24 protein-coding genes are annotated in these 17,137 nt (G+C 73.2%); 9 read left to right on the forward strand and 15 right to left on the reverse strand.

Annotated features, from left to right (window positions below; genetic code table 11):
* A partial coding sequence (locus HUN59_RS20040; protein WP_368076219.1) for a molybdopterin-binding protein occupies nt 1–202 on the reverse strand: 202 nt, incomplete at its 3' end.
* On the opposite strand from HUN59_RS20040, the gene HUN59_RS00790 reads away from it, so the two are divergent.
* From HUN59_RS00790 to HUN59_RS00800, 3 genes are all read left to right on the forward strand, one after another.
* Nucleotides 132–764 carry a molybdopterin-binding protein gene (locus HUN59_RS00790; RefSeq protein ID WP_254629954.1) on the forward strand — a complete coding sequence of 211 codons (633 nt, stop codon included), beginning with the start codon at nt 132–134 and terminating at the stop codon, nt 762–764. The two genes, HUN59_RS20040 and HUN59_RS00790, sit on opposite strands and share 71 nt — an antisense overlap.
* 99 nt (nt 765–863) lie before the next feature.
* On the forward strand, nt 864–1,805 hold the full coding sequence (gene fdhD / locus HUN59_RS00795) for a formate dehydrogenase accessory sulfurtransferase FdhD (protein WP_174777218.1): 942 nt from the start codon (nt 864–866) through the stop codon (nt 1,803–1,805).
* Nucleotides 1,802–4,111 carry an FdhF/YdeP family oxidoreductase gene (locus HUN59_RS00800; RefSeq protein ID WP_217483599.1) on the forward strand — a complete coding sequence of 770 codons (2,310 nt, stop codon included), beginning with the start codon at nt 1,802–1,804 and terminating at the stop codon, nt 4,109–4,111. Before fdhD ends, HUN59_RS00800 begins: the two co-directional genes overlap by 4 nt.
* Before the next feature lie 107 nt (nt 4,112–4,218).
* Here the strand turns inward: HUN59_RS00800 and HUN59_RS00805 are convergent, their stop codons facing one another.
* A complete protein-coding gene (locus HUN59_RS00805; RefSeq protein WP_174777219.1) occupies nt 4,219–4,836 on the reverse strand; it encodes a DUF1349 domain-containing protein in 618 nt (205 codons plus the stop codon).
* 25 nt (nt 4,837–4,861) lie between these two features.
* A complete protein-coding gene (locus HUN59_RS00810; RefSeq protein WP_174777220.1) occupies nt 4,862–5,461 on the reverse strand; it encodes a TetR/AcrR family transcriptional regulator in 600 nt (199 codons plus the stop codon).
* A 60-nt stretch (nt 5,462–5,521) separates the two neighbouring features.
* On the opposite strand from HUN59_RS00810, the gene HUN59_RS00815 reads away from it, so the two are divergent.
* Entirely contained in the window at nt 5,522–6,178 is a 657-nt protein-coding gene (locus HUN59_RS00815; RefSeq protein ID WP_174777221.1) for an NAD(P)-dependent oxidoreductase, read from the forward strand.
* Between the two features lie 11 nt (nt 6,179–6,189).
* On the opposite strand, the gene HUN59_RS00820 is transcribed toward HUN59_RS00815, so the two are convergent.
* Nucleotides 6,190–6,651 (reverse strand): GNAT family N-acetyltransferase, encoded by a 462-nt coding sequence (locus HUN59_RS00820; RefSeq protein ID WP_174777222.1) that lies wholly within the window; start codon nt 6,649–6,651, stop codon nt 6,190–6,192.
* Between the two features lie 124 nt (nt 6,652–6,775).
* Here HUN59_RS00820 and HUN59_RS00825 point away from each other — a divergent pair, with 124 nt between their 5' ends.
* Entirely contained in the window at nt 6,776–6,997 is a 222-nt protein-coding gene (locus HUN59_RS00825; RefSeq protein ID WP_114851379.1) for a PLDc N-terminal domain-containing protein, read from the forward strand.
* A 169-nt stretch (nt 6,998–7,166) separates the two neighbouring features.
* On the opposite strand, the gene HUN59_RS00830 is transcribed toward HUN59_RS00825, so the two are convergent.
* The 4 genes from HUN59_RS00830 to HUN59_RS00845 form a co-directional block, all read right to left on the reverse strand.
* Nucleotides 7,167–8,762, reverse strand: a complete 1,596-nt coding sequence (locus HUN59_RS00830) for an MFS transporter (protein WP_174777223.1) — start codon at nt 8,760–8,762, stop codon at nt 7,167–7,169.
* A 127-nt stretch (nt 8,763–8,889) separates the two neighbouring features.
* Nucleotides 8,890–9,621: a phosphatase PAP2 family protein gene (locus tag HUN59_RS00835; RefSeq protein ID WP_174777224.1), complete on the reverse strand. Its 732-nt coding sequence runs from the start codon at nt 9,619–9,621 to the stop codon at nt 8,890–8,892.
* A 5-nt stretch (nt 9,622–9,626) separates the two neighbouring features.
* The gene (locus HUN59_RS00840) at nt 9,627–10,253 is read right to left on the reverse strand and encodes a DedA family protein (RefSeq protein ID WP_174777225.1); all 627 of its coding nucleotides are present in this window, start codon (nt 10,251–10,253) and stop codon (nt 9,627–9,629) included.
* On the reverse strand, nt 10,250–10,819 hold the full coding sequence (locus tag HUN59_RS00845; protein ID WP_174777226.1) for a DUF2127 domain-containing protein: 570 nt from the start codon (nt 10,817–10,819) through the stop codon (nt 10,250–10,252). Before HUN59_RS00845 ends, HUN59_RS00840 begins: the two co-directional genes overlap by 4 nt.
* Before the next feature lie 108 nt (nt 10,820–10,927).
* Between HUN59_RS00845 and HUN59_RS19910 the strand changes: the two genes are divergently transcribed.
* On the forward strand, nt 10,928–11,050 hold the full coding sequence (locus HUN59_RS19910) for a hypothetical protein (RefSeq protein WP_259550730.1): 123 nt from the start codon (nt 10,928–10,930) through the stop codon (nt 11,048–11,050).
* A gap of 60 nt (nt 11,051–11,110) precedes the next feature.
* Here HUN59_RS19910 and HUN59_RS00850 read toward each other — a convergent pair whose 3' ends face one another.
* From HUN59_RS00850 to HUN59_RS00865, 4 genes are all read right to left on the reverse strand, one after another.
* Entirely contained in the window at nt 11,111–11,776 is a 666-nt protein-coding gene (locus HUN59_RS00850; RefSeq protein ID WP_144804796.1) for a response regulator transcription factor, read from the reverse strand.
* The gene (locus tag HUN59_RS00855) at nt 11,773–12,813 is read right to left on the reverse strand and encodes a sensor histidine kinase (protein WP_174777227.1); all 1,041 of its coding nucleotides are present in this window, start codon (nt 12,811–12,813) and stop codon (nt 11,773–11,775) included. Before HUN59_RS00855 ends, HUN59_RS00850 begins: the two co-directional genes overlap by 4 nt.
* On the reverse strand, nt 12,810–13,571 hold the full coding sequence (locus HUN59_RS00860; protein ID WP_174777228.1) for a phosphatase PAP2 family protein: 762 nt from the start codon (nt 13,569–13,571) through the stop codon (nt 12,810–12,812). Before HUN59_RS00860 ends, HUN59_RS00855 begins: the two co-directional genes overlap by 4 nt.
* 283 nt (nt 13,572–13,854) lie before the next feature.
* Entirely contained in the window at nt 13,855–14,010 is a 156-nt protein-coding gene (locus HUN59_RS00865; RefSeq protein ID WP_174777229.1) for a hypothetical protein, read from the reverse strand.
* A 171-nt stretch (nt 14,011–14,181) separates the two neighbouring features.
* Between HUN59_RS00865 and lepB the strand changes: the two genes are divergently transcribed.
* Nucleotides 14,182–14,895, forward strand: a complete 714-nt coding sequence (gene lepB / locus HUN59_RS00870) for a signal peptidase I (protein WP_254629955.1) — start codon at nt 14,182–14,184, stop codon at nt 14,893–14,895.
* 21 nt (nt 14,896–14,916) lie between these two features.
* Here lepB and HUN59_RS00875 read toward each other — a convergent pair whose 3' ends face one another.
* Both HUN59_RS00875 and HUN59_RS00880 read right to left on the reverse strand, forming a co-directional pair.
* Nucleotides 14,917–15,267: a VOC family protein gene (locus HUN59_RS00875; RefSeq protein ID WP_174777230.1), complete on the reverse strand. Its 351-nt coding sequence runs from the start codon at nt 15,265–15,267 to the stop codon at nt 14,917–14,919.
* Nucleotides 15,268–15,346: 79 nt separating this feature from the next.
* Entirely contained in the window at nt 15,347–15,823 is a 477-nt protein-coding gene (locus HUN59_RS00880) for a GNAT family N-acetyltransferase (protein ID WP_174777231.1), read from the reverse strand.
* 33 nt (nt 15,824–15,856) lie between these two features.
* Here HUN59_RS00880 and HUN59_RS00885 point away from each other — a divergent pair, with 33 nt between their 5' ends.
* On the forward strand, nt 15,857–16,273 hold the full coding sequence (locus HUN59_RS00885; RefSeq protein WP_174777232.1) for an HIT family protein: 417 nt from the start codon (nt 15,857–15,859) through the stop codon (nt 16,271–16,273).
* Nucleotides 16,274–16,408: 135 nt separating this feature from the next.
* Entirely contained in the window at nt 16,409–16,789 is a 381-nt protein-coding gene (locus tag HUN59_RS00890; protein ID WP_174777233.1) for a hypothetical protein, read from the forward strand.
* Between the two features lie 86 nt (nt 16,790–16,875).
* Here the strand turns inward: HUN59_RS00890 and HUN59_RS00895 are convergent.
* A partial coding sequence (locus HUN59_RS00895) for an HIT family protein (protein ID WP_217483600.1) occupies nt 16,876–17,137 on the reverse strand: 262 nt, incomplete at its 5' end.

Here is a 17,137-nt window from a genome sequence, read left to right on the forward strand (position 1 = left end):
CCGTGCCGCCGGTCGTGACGACGATCCGCTCCTGCGCGGCGTCGAGCACGGTGGCGGTGGCGTCGGCGTCGTCGGACACGCGCTCGGCCGCGATCGGGTCGGCCCCGAAGGCCCGGAGCACGGTCGGCAGCGTGTGGGTGAACACGTCGCGGACCTGGCCGGGGCGTGGGACCCCCGCGCCGACGATCTCGTCGCCGAGCACCGCGACCCGGGCCTTCGGGGCCGACCCGATCGCGGCCGAGCGCGTGTCCGACGACGCCGACGCCACCGCCACCGTGCTCGACGCCGCGCAGGAGCGGATCGTCGTCACGACCGGCGGCACGGCGGGGTCCTCGACGGACCACGTCCGCGGCGCGCTCGCCCGGATCGGCGCCGAGCTGCTGATCGACCGGGTCGCCGTCCGCCCCGGTCGTCCGATGCTCCTCGCCCGTCGCGGGGCGACCGTCTACCTGTGCCTGCCGGGCAACCCGATGGCGGCGATGGTCGGGGCGGTGCTGCTCGGCGGCCCGCTCGTCGCCGGTGTGCTCGGACGCGCGCCGGAGCCGACGGGGTCCGTCCGACTGGCCGTCGACGTCCCGAACGAACGTCCGGGTGACCTCGTCCTCGCCTACCGGGACACCCCCGGGGGAGCCGTGCCGGCCGCGCACCAGACGTCGGCGATGCTCCGGGGCCTGGCCGACGCCGACGGACTGATGGTCGTCGGGTCCGGGGGCCGCGTGGCGGGCGAGGCCGTGCCTCCCGTCCGGCTGCCGTGGACGCGGTGACCGCAGCTCGGTGAGAACGGCCCTGTGGAGAACCGCGCGTTCCCACCGCGAACCGCACCACGCTGGCGGGGTCACCGACGCGGGTGGTAGACCCGGAGCATGAGCCGGATCACGGCGCGGAAGCGCGTCACCCGCATCACCGTCGCGACGTCCCGGTCGGTGCGTGACGACCTGCTCGCCGTCGAGGAACCGCTGGAGATCCGCGTCGGCGGGAACTCGCTCGCGATCACGATGCGGACGCCCGGCAACGACGTCGACCTGGCGGCGGGGTTCCTGGTGTCCGAGGGGGTCATCGCCCGGGGCGAGGACTTCGCCGCCGCGCGGTACTGCGCGGGTGCCACGGACGAGGGCCTGAACACCTACAACGTGCTCGACGTGACCCTCGCGGCGGGTGTCCCCGCCCCGGACCCCAGCCTGGAGCGGGCGTTCTACACGACGAGCTCCTGCGGACTGTGCGGCAAGGCGAGCATCGACGCGGTCCGGACGACCTCGCAGCACGCGGTGCACCACGACGACCTGGTGCTCGACCCGGCGCTCCTCGCGACGTTCCCCGACCGGCTCCGGGCGGCGCAGGACGTGTTCGAGAAGACCGGTGGGCTGCACGCCGCGGCGCTGTTCGACGGCCGGACCGGCGAGATGCTCGTGCTCCGCGAGGACGTCGGGCGCCACAACGCGGTCGACAAGGTCGTCGGGTGGGCGGTGAAGGAAGGCAGACTGCCCCTGAGCGGCACCGTCCTGATGGTGTCGGGCCGCGCGAGCTTCGAGTTGACACAGAAGGCGTCGATGGCGGGGATCCCGGTCCTGGCGGCGGTGTCAGCACCCTCGTCGCTCGCCGTCGACCTGGCGAAGGAGGTCGGCATCACGATCGTCGGCTTCCTGCGCGGCCAGAGCATGGTCGTCTACAGCCGACCCGAGCGGATCGTCGAACCGGCGCTCGCGCCGGCCGACGCCGCGACCGCGGGAGCAGCAGCGCCCGCCGCGCAGCAGCCCCAGCAGTCCGAACAGTCCGAGCAGTCCCGAGAGACAGTGAGCGCCCAGTGACCGAGCAGCCCCCGAAGGACGACGTGACCGACGACGCCGAGATGACGGTCGGCGAGCCCAAGGACTGGGCGGCCGGCGTCCCCGGCGTCCTGCACTCGATGGGCCCCGCGATCGAGCAGCTCGGGCTCGCGCGCACCGCCAAGCTCATGCTCTCCCTGAACCAGAAGGGCGGCTTCGACTGCATGAGCTGCGCCTGGCCGGACCCGGACAAGCGCAAGACGGCCGAGTTCTGCGAGAACGGCGGCAAGGCCGTCGTTTGGGAGGCGACGCCCGTGCTCGTCCCGCGGGAGTTCTGGGCCGAGCACTCCGTCGACGACCTGGCCGACAAGACCGAGTACTGGCTCGGCATGCAGGGCCGGCTGACCGAACCGGTGTGGAAGCCCGCCGGGAAGGACCACTACGAACCGGTCAGCTGGGAGCGGGCGTTCCGGATCATCGCCGACAAGCTCAACGGGCTCGACTCCCCCGACCAGGCGTCGTTCTACACCTCCGGCCGTACCTCGAACGAGGCGGCGTTCGTCTACCAGCTGTTCGTCCGGGCCTTCGGCACGAACAACCTGCCCGACTGCTCGAACATGTGCCACGAGTCCACCAGCCTGGCGATGGCCGAGACCGTCGGCATCGGGAAGTCGACCATCGCGTACGACGACTTCGAGCACACCGAGCTCATCATCGTGATGGGCCAGAACCCCGGCACGAACCACCCCCGCATGCTCACCGCACTCGAGGACGCCAAGCGCAACGGCGCCGAGATCGTCGCGGTGAACCCCCTGCCCGAGGCCGGCCTGCGCCGCTACAAGAACCCGCAGCGCGTCCGCGGCGTCGTCGGGCACGGCACCGAGATCGCCGACCAGTTCCTGCAGATCCGGCTCGGCGGCGACATGGCGCTGCTTCAGGCGATCGCGAAGCGCGTGGTCCTCGCCGAGCAGCGCACGCCCGGGTCCGTCGTGGACCACGCGTTCATCGAGAAGCACACGAGTGGGTACGACGCGTTCGTCGAGCACATCCTGCAGGTCGACGACGACGAGGTCGTCCGCGCCACCGGCCTGAGGATCGAGGAGATCGACGAGCTCGCGGAGCGGTACCTGCGGTCCGAGCGCACGATCATCACGTGGGCGATGGGCATCACGCAGCACACCAAGGCCGTCGACACGATCAAGGAGATCATCAACCTCCTGCTCCTCCGCGGGAACATCGGCCGACCCGGCGCCGGCGCCTCGCCGATCCGCGGGCACAGCAACGTGCAGGGCGACCGGACGATGGGCATCTGGGAGCAGATGCCGGACTCGTTCCTCGACGCCCTGGCGAAGGAGTTCCACTTCGAGCCGCCCCGCGAGCACGGGGTCGACGCCCTCAAGGGCATCCACGCGATGCAGCGCGGCGACATCCGGTTCTGGATGGGCATGGGCGGCAACCTCGTCGCCGCGATCTCGGACAGCCAACTCGCCGAGCAGGCGTTCCGCGGCACCGAGATGACCGTCCAGGTGTCCACGAAGCTCAACCGCTCGCACGCCGTCGTCGGGCGGGAGGCCCTGATCCTGCCGACGATGGGCCGCACCGAGATCGACGTCCAGGCTGCCGGCCCGCAGTTCGTCTCGGTCGAGGACACCGTCTGCTCCGTGCACGGCAGCCACGGGCAGGTCCCGCCGGTCGCCCCCGGCCTGCTCTCCGAGGTCGCGATCGTGTGCGAGCTCGCGAAGGCCACCCTCGGCGACCGCGTGTCGATCGACTGGCAGGCCATGCGGGACGACTACGACGTGATCCGCGACCACATCAGCCACGTCGTCCCCGGCTTCGAGGACTACTCCCGCCGTGCCGGCAGCAAGGAGGGCTTCGTGCTGCCGAACGGCCCGCGTGACTCACGGACGTTCGCGACGAAGACCGGCAAGGCGATGATCACGGTGAACGAGCTCGAGCACGTCGAGCGCCCCGAGGGCACGCTGCTGCTGCAGACCCTGCGCTCGCACGACCAGTACAACACGACGATCTACAGCCTGAACGACCGCTACCGCGGCATCAAGAAGGGCCGGCACGTCGTCTTCGTCAACCCCGACGACCTGGCCGAGCTCGGGCTGACCGACGGCGACCACGTCGACGTCGAGACGGTCTGGGACGACGACGTCGAGCGCGTGCTGCGGGACTACCGGGTCGTCGCGTACCCGAGTGCGCGCGGCTGCGCCGCCGCCTACTTCCCCGAGGCGAACGTGCTCGTGCCGTTGGACAGCGCGGCGAGGGGCAGCAACACCCCGGTGTCGAAGGCCGTCCCGGTGCGGCTGACACGGGTGGCGGTGCCCGCCGGCGTCTGACGCGCGCGGATCCGGCGTGCAGGTCTGGTCGCGACCAGGACCGGACTGGAGGCGCGTGGCGGGGCCGCCACGGTCCTCCCGTCCGTCCGCTGGTCGCGTCCGGGCCGTCAGCGACCGTCCCGCAGGTCCGGCAGGGTGCGTTCGGCGTAGGCGATCTCGTCGAAGACGGCCGTGCATCCGTCGCCGGTGGGTGCCTGCGCGAGGAAGCCGACCGACAGGGGCGCCGAGCCGGACCGCAGGCGGAACGTGCGGACGAAGTCCCACGTCCGACCGTCCGACGAGGCGTGGAAGGCGAAGGCGCTGCCCACCCGCGCGACCCGGAGGTGGACGGCCGGTGCGTCGAGCAGCCTGCTGTTGCAGTCGTCCGACCAGTCGTTCGTGACGACGCTGACGACCATGTCCTCACCGTGCGGAGCGTGCTCGTCGCAGAGCTTCGCCCAGTGGCTCGGATCCGCCCAGAGCGCGAGCGCGCCGGCGTCGAAGGTCGTCCGCTCGCCGGGCACGCGGACCCGGGCCGACAGCACGAAGTCGCCGTCCGGAGCCGCGAACGCGAGCGCGGTGGCGCCGTGCTGCTGCGGACCGCCGCCCGCGTCGTTGGTCCAGTCGACGCCGGGCGCGGACTCGAGCGTCAGCGCGCCGGTGCGGTCGTCGTACATTGCGACACCGTCGACGCCCGTCCAGGACAACGGCGGGAGGCCGGGCAGGTCCGGCGCAGCGGGGCTCATGGTCGCACGCTACCGGGCCGGACCGTCAGCGGTCGGTGACGGAGCGTCGCGCCAGGTCCGAGGCGAGCATCACGTCGGCGGCGTCGTCGACGAGCCGCTCGCCCTGCGCACGCGGGATCCGCTCGGACACCACGAGTGCGGCGAGGCCCTGCATCGTGGCGGCGAAGAGCATCTTGAACGATTCGCGGGCGGCCTCGTCGGTGTCGGCGCCCCGGGGCCCCGCCGCTTGGTCGAGCAGGCCGAACAGTGCCCCGGCGGCCTCCCCGACGGCACCGGCGCGGGGGCTCGACTTCGCCTGGAACATCAGGTCCATCAGGGCGGCGTCGTCGACGGCGAAGTCGACGTAGGCGTGCGCGACGCGGCGGAAGCGGTCGGGCAGGTCCGTCGACGCCGTCATCGCCCGCTCGACCGCGGTCCGGAGGCGTTCGAAGCCGACCACCGCGAGGGCGTCGAGGAGCGCCTGGCGGTCGACGAAGTGGCTCCGCGGCGCACCGTGACTGACCCCGGCGCGGCGTGCGAGGTCCCGGAGCGAGAGCCCCTCGACGCCCGAGTCGCGCAGGACCGCGACGGCCTCGTCCAGGAGCACCGCGCGGAGGTTCCCGTGGTGGAACGGCCGCTCGGTCATGCCGTCATCGTACCCAAACCAGGCATTGACTAGATAGTAGTCAGTGTCTAGATTGTGGGCATGACCAGCGGACGATCCCTCCTCGTGCTCGGCGCCACCGGGCAGACCGGGCAACACCTCACCCGCCTCGCGCTCGAGCAGGGCCACCACGTGCGCGCCCTCGCCCGCACGCCCACCAAGCTCGCGGTCCGGCACGAGCGGCTCGAGGTGGTCGCCGGCTCGATCACCGACGACCAACTCGACCTCGACCGGCTGCTCGACGGGGTCGACGGGGTCGTCGCGATGCTCGGGGACCGGGCGGCACAGCAGGACCGCCTGGTCAACACGGAGTTCGTGCAGCGCCTCGTGCCCGCGATGCGCCGCAACGGCACACGGCGGTTCCTGTACCAGGCGGGCGGACTCAGCGCGGTGCCCGGGCGACGTCTGGCCCTGCCGCTCCGGATCGTCCGCCGCACGATCGCGAAGTCCTACGACGGGCAGCACCGGGACAACGAGGCCGTGATGCGGTACCTCGACGAGCAGGCCCGGGACCTGGAGTGGATGGTGCACCGGGCCGGCATCGGTTCGGACGGGCCGTCGCGCGGCGAGCTCCGCCGGTCGCGGCACTGGATCAGCATCGGGACGTTCGTCGACTGCGCCGCGTACGACCTCCGGATGCTCTGGGACGACGACGCCGTGCACACGTGGGACGGCAGCGCGTACGCCCGGGGGCGCTGAACCCGCGCCGGTCAGTCGCGTGGGGAACCGGGGGCGAGGTCGTAGGTCACCCACGGCGTCGCGGTAGCCACGGCGTCGTAGACCCGTCGTGCCGCCGCGTTGTCCTGCGCGGTGATCCACCGCACCACGCTCGCCCCCTCGGCAGCGGCGACGGTGGCCGCCTCGTGCAGGAGCGCGGTCGCGACGCCGGCTCCCCGGGCGGTCGGTGCGGTGAACAGGTCGTCGAGGTACAGCCCGATCGTCGCGGTCGACGGACGCGCGAAGCGCCGCAGGTTCGCCAGCCCGACCGGGCGGTCGTCGTCGTCCACGGCGACGAGCCCGAGCAGGCCGTGCTCGCCGCCGGACACCCATCGCCACGTCGCGGCGACGGCGTCGGGGTCGTCGGGCAGTCGGTAGAAGGCGCGGTACCCGGCGTACAGTTCCGCCCACGCCTGCTCATCGGACGGTCGGACGGGTCGGACGCGCGGTGCCATCCCGTCAGCGTAGGGGTGGCGGTGTCGGGACGCTGGGATGTCGTCCTCCCGGTTGACGCCCCGGGCCCGAGCGCCGACCTACCGTGGGACCCGTCGCGCGACCGTGCGAGGAGGGGAGGCAGCCGTGCTGCAGAACATGAGTGGGGCGCACCTGCTGGTGATCGTCGTGATCCTGGCGCTCGACGTGGTGGCGCTCGTGCAGGTGTGGCGTGATCGTCGTCGGAGCGACGTCGTCAAGGCCGTGTGGACGGTCGTCATCCTGGCGGTGCCGGTGATCGGCGTCGTCGGCTGGGCGGTGAACTGGCTGCTCGGACGCGCCGCCGCCGCGCTCGACCGGTCCCGGTAGCGCGGTCGGTGGCGGTCGCCGTCGCCCGACCTCACGCGCCCAGCGACACGTCACGGGCAGCGGCGCGCGTGACCTGTCGCTCAGCGCGAAAGGTCACCGCGGCAGCACACCAGCCGAGCGCCGACCAGCCGACCAGCCGAGCGCCGAGCGACGTCGCCGCCGCCCCGCCTCACACCGATGCCTGCGTCCCCCGCACCCGCCCCACGACGACGTCCACGATCCCGGCGAGCAGCGCCGCCCCCACGAACGCGAGCGACACCCCGAGCCCGAGCGGCAGCCCTTGCGCGTAGTCGCCCTTCGAGCTGGCGATCGCCGAGTAGAACACACTGCCCACGGCCGCGATCCCGATGGCCGACCCGACCCGGGCACCGACCTGGATGAGCCCACCGGCCGAGCCGCCCTGCTGGACGGGGACCTCGGACAGCGTCAGGGTCTGGTTCGGCGAGATCGTCAGGCCGGAGCCGACGCCGGCGACGAGCAGCGGCACCACGAGCCACCAGCCGAGCGACGGCCCGTAGTGGTTCGCGACCACCCAGATCACGCCGCCGAGCCCGAGCAGCACCAGGATCGTGCCGAACACGATGAGCTGCCGCCCGAACCGGGACACGACCCGACCGCCGATCGTCGACGCGACGCCGGACCCGATCGCGAACGGCACCGAGGACGCCCCCGCCAGCAGCGCCGAGTAGTGCAGGCCGGACTGCAGCGCGAGCGTCAGCACGAAGAACAGCGGGGTGAAGCCGGCGAAGTACACGGTCGCGAGCCCGACACCGAGCGAGAACGACCGGCGGCGGAACAGCCCGAGGTCGATCACGGGCTCCTTCGTCCGCGCGTACCGCCGTTCCCAGAGCACGAACAGCCCGGCGAACACGACCGCAGCGACGACGAGCCACCACTTCGCGTTGCTCTTCCACTCCTCGGACTGCACGAACGGCAGCAGCAGCGCGACGACCGCGGCGCCGAGCAGGACGATCCCCACGGGGTCGAAGTCGTGCTTGCGCCCGCGCTCGGCCTTCGCGGTGGCGGGCAGGTAGCGGAAGGACAGGAGGATCGTGACGAGTCCGACGGGCAGGTTCACGAAGAAGACGAACCGCCAGCCGTTCTCGGTCCCGAACGCCGTGATGAGCAGCCCACCGACGAGCGGGCCGATCGCGGTGGCGATGCCGACCGTCGCTCCGAACAGGCCGAACGCGGTGCCGCGCTCCTTCCCGCGGAACAGCTGCTGGATGAGCGCGGTGACCTGCGGCGTGAGCAGACCACCAGCGAAGCCCTGCACCAGGCGGGCGATCACGAGCACGAGGCCGTTCGGCGCGAAGCCGCAGAGGGCACTCGCGAGCGTGAAGAGCGCGACGCCGACGATGAACATCCGTCGCCGGCCGGAGGCGTCCCCGAGCCGGCCTCCGGGGACGAGCAGCAGGCCGAACGCGAGCGCGTAGCCGGACAGGATCCACTGCACGGCCTCGGGCGAGGCACCCGGCAGGCCGCTCGAGATGGACTCCAGCGCGACGTTGACGATCGACACGTCGAGCAACACGATCCCGCCGCCGAGCAGGCAGATGACGAGCGCCTTCCAGCGGTTCGGGTCCGGCTGGTAGTCGTCGCGACCGCCACCGTCGCCCGACGGGCGGGCGCGGTCCGAGGCGGTGTCCTTCGGGGCTTCCGGTGGGGTCGCCGTGGGTGCGGCGGTGGCGGCGTGGTGCGCGCCGTGGTGTGCGACGGAGGGAGCCCCATCGGGCTCGACGGGTTTGCGGTGTTCGGCTGCCATGACACGCCCACGCTAGGCTCCGGCCCCTGCGGGGTCCGGAGCGTGCGGTCCGCGGCTTGTCCCCCGTCCTCGCGACCAGGCGACGGACTGGAGGCGCGTGGCGGGCCCGCCACGTGCCTCCAGGCCGTCAGCGGGTCGCGTCCGCCAGCTCGGGGACGCGCACCGTCACGTGCGTGTCGACCGCGATCGCCAGCGCGGTGATCATCATCGACAACCCGACCGACGCGAGCGTGTCCGTCAGCCAGTGGTAGCCCAGGTACAGCCGGGTGACGACCTGCGCCGTGATCATCAGCGCCGCGAGCGCGAACAGCAGGACCTTGACCCACCGACGGTGGGTCCGCGAGGCGACGAGGAACGCCCCGATCAGGAAGAAGTCACTCGCCCCGAGCACGTGTCCGGACGGGAACGAGAACGTGTGGTCGGGGGCGAGCAGCATGAGCCCGACGGGCGGCCTCGGGTGCCGCACGATCGGTGCGAGCAGCTGCGCGGTGGCGACGCCGAGCACCATCCCGCACGCCAGCAGCAGCGGCCGCCACGCGTGCCGCGCGACGAGCGCCCACACCACGGTGACCACGAGCACGACGATCGGCATCCCGACCGGCCCGAACACGGTCGCGAAGAACGCCGACACCCCGGTCAGGTCCCGGTCGCGGTGCGCGTCGAACCACTGCTCGACCGGTCGGTCCAGGTGCTGCACACCGCTGTGGCCGAGCACCCCGACGAGCATCGCCGAGAACACGGCGGACCCGACGACGGCGAGCACGACGGCCCCGCGGAGCAGGACGGCCCGCTCGGTACGCCCGACGGTCCGGCGCTCCGGGGTGGACTTCCGGCGCCACCAGCCGGGCGCCTGCGTCACGGCGGTCACCGTTCGACCCGGGCCGTGCGACCTCGGCGGACGAGGGCTCCGACGACGAGCGGGAGCACCGAGACGACGACCACGACGATCATCACCGCGTCGATGTGGTCCGCCACGAGCGGGACGCCACCGAGCAGGACCCCGGCGGTGACGAGCACCCCGACCCAGGCCACGGCACCGACGACGTTCCAGGTGGCGAAGCGCCCGAGCGGCATGCGTGCGGTGCCGGCGGCGAGCGGGACGTAGGTGCGGACCACCGGGACGAACCGGCCGAGCACGAGCGACGCAGCACCCCAGCGGGCGAAGAACGCCTCGGACTCGTGCAGCCGCGCGGGGGTGAGGAGCCGCGCGCCGGGGCGGAACAGCCGCCGGCCGACACGCGCGCCGAGGGCGTACCCGACGAAGTCGCCCACGACGGCGGCGGTCACGGCGACGAGCGCGACCTCGCCGGGTGTGACGCCGAGGGTGGCACTGAGGATCGCGGCGGTGACGAGCAGCGAGTCCCCGGGCAGGAACGGGAACAGGACGCCGGACTCCACGACGACGAGGAGTGCGATCCCGGCCAGGACCCACGGCCCGAAGGCGTGCAGGACCGAGGCGGCGTCGAACAGGTGCAGGGCGGCAGGGGTCACTGGGCGGTCCTCCAGGCGGGTTCGGTGGGCGGGTCCGACGGGGCTCGACGGGCACTCCGTCCGAGCACGCTGCGCACGGCGTCGCCGAGGCTGCGGTGGTGCCGCCACTCGCGCACGGTGAGCGCGACGATGACGACGTCGAACAGGGTCAGGAGTGCGAGCCCGACGCCGGGGTGCTGCACGGACTCGACGCCCTGCCAGACCACGAAGCCGCCGAGTGCCGCTATCGCCCACGGGTACAGCCGTCGTGACCCGCGGAAGATCGCCGCGACGATGCCGAGCTTCACCAGGCCGTGCACGACCAGGTACACCGCGGCGAACAGCGTCGCGTCCGCGCTCAGCGCCGCGACCCCGTGGCGGACGAGGTGCGCGACCGGGTCGCCCGGGTCCTCGCGGAGCTCGCCGGCGGTCAGGAGCCGGGCGACGGCCTCGACCTGCGCCGGCCGGAGCACGAGCAGCGGCAGGCCGACGAGGAGCTCGACGAGCCCGTCGACCGCCTTGAGCGCGAAGCCGACCAGGAAGACCAGGTCGAACCAGCGCTCGCGGGTCCGTGGTGTGGTGCGCATGGCACCAGGGTCGGACCGGGTCTCCCAGGAACGACCAAGGCTGACGATCCGTGCAGCCTTGCTGCTTTCTGGGGCGATCCGCTCCACGCTGTCGGACGAGGAGGCGTCATGGGCGTGTGGATCGGTGTGGCAGCGGCGGGGGTCGCGGTCCTCGGTGTGGTGAGTGCGGGGGCCGCCCTGCTCGCGGTGGCGGTCGAGGCGGAGCGCGAGGGGCTGCTCGACCCGGAGTGACGAGGGCGCCGGGCACCGGGCGCAGGGCCCCGCGGACGCGCGGGCCCCGTCCGCTCCGCGTCAGGCCGGGGTGCCGAGCCGGTAGCCCTTGCCCCGCACGGTCGCGATGAGGTCCCGCTCGGTCTTCTTCCGGAGGTAGTGCACGTACGTGTCGACCGTCCCGAGCTGCTCGCCGTGCTCGAACACCGCGGACAGCAGCTGCTCGCGCGAGAACACCCGGTCCGGCTCCGCCGCGAGCACCGCGAGCAGGTCGGACTCCCGGTCGGTCAGGGCCACCCGGCCGCTGTAGGGCGAGTGCACGGTGTGGTCGTCCGGCCGGAACGACCAGCCCCCGATCTCGAACGAGGGCCCGAGGTCCACCGGCGCGCGGGTGAGCGCCCGGAGTCGGGCGTTCAGCTCGTCGAAGTCGAACGGCTTCACCAGGTAGTCGTTCGCGCCGGCGTCGAGCCCGGACACCCGGTCGTGCACCTCGCCGAGCGCGGTGAGCACGAGCGCCGGGGTGGCGACCCGGAAGCGCCGGAGCTCCCGGACCACGTCCAGGCCGTCGCCGTCCGGCAGGCGACGGTCGACCACGAGCACGTCGAACAGCCGGTGCAGCGCGGCCTCGAGCGCGTCCACCCGCGTGGTGACGAGTTCGACGTCCCACGAGGCCGACAGCACGTCCCGCACGATCGGCCCGAGGCGCGGGTCGTCCTCGACGAGCAGGACCCGTCCGCCGCCGCTCATCCGCGCCGCCGCCGTCCAGTCACACCGGCGAGCGGCAGGGTCAGCGCGAACACGGTGCCGGACGGACCGGTGCGCTCCACCCGCACATCGCCGCCCGCGCGGACGGCGACGTCCTTCACGAGCGCGAGTCCGATGCCGTTGCTCGTCCGGGTCGGTCCACCGGTGGCCGGTGCGTCGCCGTGGGCGAACCGGTCGAACACCCGCCGCGGCGCGATCCCGGTGATGCCCTGCCCCTCGTCGCGGACCCGGATCACCACGCGGTCGCCGACGACCTCGTTCTCCACCCACACCGCGCCGCCCGTCGGACTGTGCCCGACCGCGTTGTCGACGAGCGCGACGAGGCACCGCTTGAGCTGCGTGGGCGTGACGGCCAGGACGCCCTCGCCCGGGGTGACCACGAGGTGCACCTGCCGGTCGCGGGCCAGGACCGCCATGTCGTTCGCCGCCGCCGCGAGACCGGCGTCGAGCTCCGCCACGGCGGCTTCGTCGGTCCGGCCCGCCGCGGTGGCGAGCAGGTCCTCGACGACCTCGGCGAGGGCGCGGGTGTCCGTGCGGAGCTCGTCCGCGACCGCGCGCTCGGAGCTCGCGGCGGGGAGCATCGCCTGGAGCTGCTGCACCCGGGCGCTCAGCACCGTCAGCGGCGTCCGCAGCTCGTGGCTCGCGTCCGCGACGAACGTCCGTTGCAGCCGGTAAGCCTCGGCGAGCGGCCGGACCGCATGCGCGGCGATGAGCCAGGTCGCCACCCCCGCGAGCACGACGGCCGCGCCGCCGACGACCAGGACGGCGATGAGCAGGTCGACGGTGTCCAGGTAGACGTGGACGTCCTCGGCACCGTGCCGCTCGAGCTGCTGCGCGGGCGTGAGCTGCCACGCCACGTAGGCCACGACGAGCGCGACGACGGACACCACGAGCGCCGCGGAGACGACTGCGACCCGCAGACCGATGCGCACGGCGGAGCGGCGGTACTCACGGCGGTCCGGGTCCTGGTCGGAGCCGAGGCCGACCGCCGTGCCGATCCGGGTCAGCCAGGGCCTCACGAAGCGTCCTCCTCGTCCGCGCGGTGGCGCCCAGTCTGCTCCCCCACGACCGCCGCGCGCTCGTCCGGCGTCCGGAAGCGCTCGACGCGGGCCGCTCCGCGCTGCACCACCCGCGTCAGCACCAGGTCGACCCAGACGATCCGGGCGACCGGCGCCACCGCGAGCGCCCACGCCACCGACGCGACGACGTCCGTCGGCCAGTGCACCCCGTCCACGGCGAGCGCCGTCGCCACGACCAGCACGACGACCCCGCCGAGCACCGCGAGCACCCGGCGGCGGGGACCTGCCGGCACGAGCATCAGTCCGGCGAGCACGAGCGCCACCACGAAGACGGTGTGCCCGCTCGGGAACGACGCGTCGGGCTGCACGGGGACGAACGGGTGCGGCAGCACGGACCCGTCGGGTCGCGGCCGCCCGACGACCACCTTGAGCAGGTCGGACGGGATCCACGTCAGCGCGACGACGCCGGCGAACGCCGCCGCCGTCACCAGGCGGCGGGTCCGAGCCCACACGAGCCCGGTCAGGACGACGGTCAGGAGCACCGCCGGCACCGGCTCGAACACGGTGTACACCACTGAGCCGACTGCGCCGAGGGCCCCGACGTGCAGGCTGTTGAGCGCTCGGGCGAGGCCGGCGTCCACCGGGTGCGCACGGAGGACGAAGCCGACGACCACGAGGAGCACGACGACGACCACCGCCCGCTCGACGGTGCGACGCCGGGTCGGACGGGCTGGGGACACGGGCAGTGGGGTGGTCACCCGGACATCCGACGGCAGGTTCCCCAAGAAACGTCGAAGAAGCGTGACGATCAGGGCGTCCGACTCGTCCCAGCAGTGTCATGAGTGCGATCAGGACCTCACGCGACTCCCGGACCGACCGGACCGACCGGACCACGGGACCGTGCCCGAGCACCTTCGACCGCTGGCGGTGTCAGCGGGAGGCAGGTCACGACGGCCTGCACTGCGCGGGCGGCGGTGGCGACACCGCGACGTGGAGCGACGCCCTGTCGGGCCGCGACCTACGAGCCCTCCGAGGCGCGCGTCAGGGTCGGTAGTCGCGCCGCCGCTGGTGGTCGCTCTCGTTGTCCGCGAGCCAGCTCGCCGCGTTCGGCGGCACACCCGGTCCCGCCCCGTTGCTCGCGTCCACGCCGCGCGCGACCACACCCAACACCCCGACCAGCCAGTTGATGAAGCGCATCGCGACCCCCTTGCACCGAACGTACCGGCCATCTGCACCCACCGCACGCGTCGGCCGGCGGTGATCCGTGCCTCCCAGGCGGCCTGGAGGCGCGGTGCGCCCGACGCGCACGTCACGCAGGCGGGCTGGTCGCGTCAGCCGACCTGCTGCGCGCTGCCCTACGCTGCTCGCATGGGGGAACGGATGGCACGACGCGCGGGACAGCGGAACGGGGTGCTGCGGTTCCTCCGGGACATGGTGGTGATCCTGCTCGCAGCCCTGCTCGCGTCGTTCCTCGTCAAGACCTTCGTCATCCGCAGTTTCTCGATCCCCTCCGGTTCGATGACGAACACCCTGCAGGTGGGCGACCACGTCGTCGTGAACGAACTCGCCGGCCTGCACCGGGGCGACGTCGTCGTCTTCCGGGACGCCGACGGGTGGCTCGACGTCCCGGGTTCCCCCGAACAGGTCGCCGCGCGGACGCCGACGCTCCTCGGCCGGACGCTCAGCACGGTCGGCTTCGGGCCGGACACCGACGGCCACCTGATCAAGCGGCTCATCGGACTGCCGGGCGACCACGTCGAGTGCTGCGACGCGCAGGGGCGGATGTCGGTGAACGGCGTCCCGCTCGTCGAGCCGTACGTCCTCGCACCCGAGGGCGACCCCGCGTCGGGTGTCCCCTTCGACGTCACGGTCCCCGCCGGACGGCTGTGGGTGATGGGCGACAACCGGTACGGCTCGGCCGACTCGCGCTTCCACCAGGACCTGCCCTCGAAGGGGTTCGTCCGGGAGTCCGACGTCGTCGGGCGGGCCGTGGCCGTGACGTGGCCGGTCGCCCGGTGGTCGTGGCTCGACGACCACCCCGAGGTGTTCGCCGGCGTCGGGCGCGAGGAGCAGGGCGGGTAGACACCCTGGCCACGGGGCTCGTCAGCCGGCGGCCTCCCACAGCTCGAGCGGCAGCCCCTCCGGGTCGTGGATCCGTACGAAGCGCCCGTACTCGGTGTCCCACTCCGGTCGACGCTCCACCGCGGTGCCCGAGGCCTCGAGCCGCGCCACCAGGTCGTCGAGCCCGGTCACGCGCAGGTTCAGCATGAAGGGGCTGTCGGCGGGGAAGTACCCGCTGTCGGCCGGGAACGGCGCGAACACGGTCGCACCCGCCTCCTGCTGCCACACCGTGTCCGACCCCGCGTCGATCCCGAGGTGCTCGCGGTACCACGCGGCGCGACCCTCCGGGTCGCGACTGCGGAAGAAGAGCCCACCGATCCCGGTCACCGTCATGGTCCGCACCGTACCCGCCGACACGAGCGGACGGGAGGCACGTGGCGGGTCCGCCACGTGCCTCCCGTCCGGTCGTGGGTCACGGCTCCAGCACCTTGCGGTACCACCGGTCCGCGTAGGGGTCTGCGTTGAAGGGCGCGACCCGTTCGAATCCCGAGCGCTCGTAGAGTGCGCATGCCTCAGCCAGCGCGGCGCGGGTGTCGAGGCGGAGCACCGCGACGCCCTGTTCTCGGCAGGCGGCCTCGACAGCGCGCAGCAGTGCGGCGCCCAGGCCCGTCCCGCGGCGCGTCGGCGACACGAAGACCTTCGTGAGCTCCGCGACGTTCCCGAGGAACCGCGCGCCCGCGCACCCGACGGCCTGGCCTCCGTCCGACGCGACCAGCAGCACGCCGCTGGGCTCGACCAGGTCGTCGAACGGTTCGTCGGTGAGCGCTCGGTCGACCTCGTCCTCGCTCGCGGTCCGGCCGTGCCAGCGGGAGGCGACGTCGGTCAGGTACGCCCGGACGATCCGGCCGGCGACGGCGTCGGAGGGACTGACCCGCGCGATGGTGACCACGTGGGGAGCGTAGGGGACGTGCAGACTGGGCCGATGGACCCGTGCCCCTTCTGCAGCATCATCGAGGGTTCCGCGCCCGCCGTCTGGGTCGAACGCGAGGAGCACGCCGTCGCCTTCGCTCCCCTGCCCGACTCGTCGCTCGCACCCGGGCACACCCTCGTCGTCCCGGTCGAGCACACCCGGAACCTGCTCAGCGCCGGGCCGGTCGCCCTCGCCGCGACGACGGCGCTCGCGCAGCGGGTCGCCCGGGCGATGCGCGGCGCCCTGGGGGCCACGGGCACGGTGCTGCTGCAGGCCTCCGGGGCGGATGCCGGCCAGAGCGTCGAGCACCTCCACGTCCACGTGGTCCCCTGCTGGCCGGACGACGGCATCACCCACTGGCCCTCGCCACCGTCGGCCCACCGGTTCGACGGGGACCCGCACGCGGCCCTCGCCGAGATGTTCGAGTAGCCGGGGGTCCGCGTCCCGGGGCTTCGCTGCCCAGGGCCGTCGAGTGAGCAGACGAAGTCGGGTGCGCTCGGGCGACCCGACGTCTGCTGCTCCATCGATGGTCGCTCGGCGCCCGCGCGGCCGTACGATCGGTCCGTGTCCCGCTCCGGCAAGCCCTTCGCGCAGTTCGCCACGCGGCTGCCCGACGGCCGCACCGTGGTGGGGGTGACCGTGTTCGACCCGTTCATCGTCTCCGTCGTGCTCGTCGCGGACGGCAAGCGGGACGCGCTGGACCGTGTCCGGGCGCTCGGCGGCCGCGACGTCCACGTGTCGAAGAGCTTCCACCCGAGCGGCCGCGCCGTCGAGGCACTCCTGCGCAGCGGGGACGGCGGGGTGTTCGCCCCGCAGCCGGTCGACGGCACGTGGCTGCCCCTGTCGGTGCTGCCGGCGTTCCTCGACGGGACCAGCCCCTGGCTCGTCCGGTACGACACGAGCGCGTTCAACCGCTCGTTCGTGGTTCCTCCGCCCGTCGAGTGAGCAGACGACGTCGGGTGTGCTCGGGCGACCCGACGTCTTCTGCTCCATCGACGGGCCCCGGCCCCGGCGCCTGGCCCCGGCCCCGGCTACTCGAACATCTCGGCGAGGGCCGCGTGCGGGTCCCCGTCGAACCGGTGGGCCGACGGTGGCGAGGGCCAGTGGGTGATGCCGTCGTCCGGCCAGCAGGGGACCACGTGGACGTGGAGGTGCTCGACGCTCTGGCCGGCATCCGCCCCGGAGGCCTGCAGCAGCACCGTGCCCGTGGCCCCCAGGGCGCCGCGCATCGCCCGGGCGACCCGCTGCGCGAGCGCCGTCGTCGCGGCGAGGGCGACCGGCCCGGCGCTGAGC

The sequence above is a fragment of the Curtobacterium sp. Csp2 genome (assembly GCF_013347165.1).

Bases quoted from the DNA above. Each gene is read 5' to 3' on its own strand.
- lepB (WP_254629955.1), top strand. From the start codon at position 14,182: ATGGGGGAACGGATGGCACGACGCGCGGGACAGCGGAACGGGGTGCTG.
- HUN59_RS00810 (WP_174777220.1), bottom strand. From the start codon at position 5,461: ATGACCGAGCGGCCGTTCCACCACGGGAACCTCCGCGCGGTGCTCCTG.
- HUN59_RS00820 (WP_174777222.1), bottom strand. From the start codon at position 6,651: ATGGCACCGCGCGTCCGACCCGTCCGACCGTCCGATGAGCAGGCGTGG.
- HUN59_RS00850 (WP_144804796.1), bottom strand. From the start codon at position 11,776: ATGAGCGGCGGCGGACGGGTCCTGCTCGTCGAGGACGACCCGCGCCTC.
- HUN59_RS00805 (WP_174777219.1), bottom strand. From the start codon at position 4,836: ATGAGCCCCGCTGCGCCGGACCTGCCCGGCCTCCCGCCGTTGTCCTGG.
- HUN59_RS00830 (WP_174777223.1), bottom strand. From the start codon at position 8,762: ATGGCAGCCGAACACCGCAAACCCGTCGAGCCCGATGGGGCTCCCTCC.
- HUN59_RS00815 (WP_174777221.1), top strand. From the start codon at position 5,522: ATGACCAGCGGACGATCCCTCCTCGTGCTCGGCGCCACCGGGCAGACC.
- HUN59_RS00845 (WP_174777226.1), bottom strand. From the start codon at position 10,819: ATGCGCACCACACCACGGACCCGCGAGCGCTGGTTCGACCTGGTCTTC.
- HUN59_RS00885 (WP_174777232.1), top strand. From the start codon at position 15,857: ATGGACCCGTGCCCCTTCTGCAGCATCATCGAGGGTTCCGCGCCCGCC.
- HUN59_RS00875 (WP_174777230.1), bottom strand. From the start codon at position 15,267: ATGACGGTGACCGGGATCGGTGGGCTCTTCTTCCGCAGTCGCGACCCG.
- HUN59_RS00865 (WP_174777229.1), bottom strand. From the start codon at position 14,010: ATGCGCTTCATCAACTGGCTGGTCGGGGTGTTGGGTGTGGTCGCGCGC.
- fdhD (WP_174777218.1), top strand. From the start codon at position 864: ATGAGCCGGATCACGGCGCGGAAGCGCGTCACCCGCATCACCGTCGCG.
- HUN59_RS19910 (WP_259550730.1), top strand. From the start codon at position 10,928: ATGGGCGTGTGGATCGGTGTGGCAGCGGCGGGGGTCGCGGTCCTCGGT.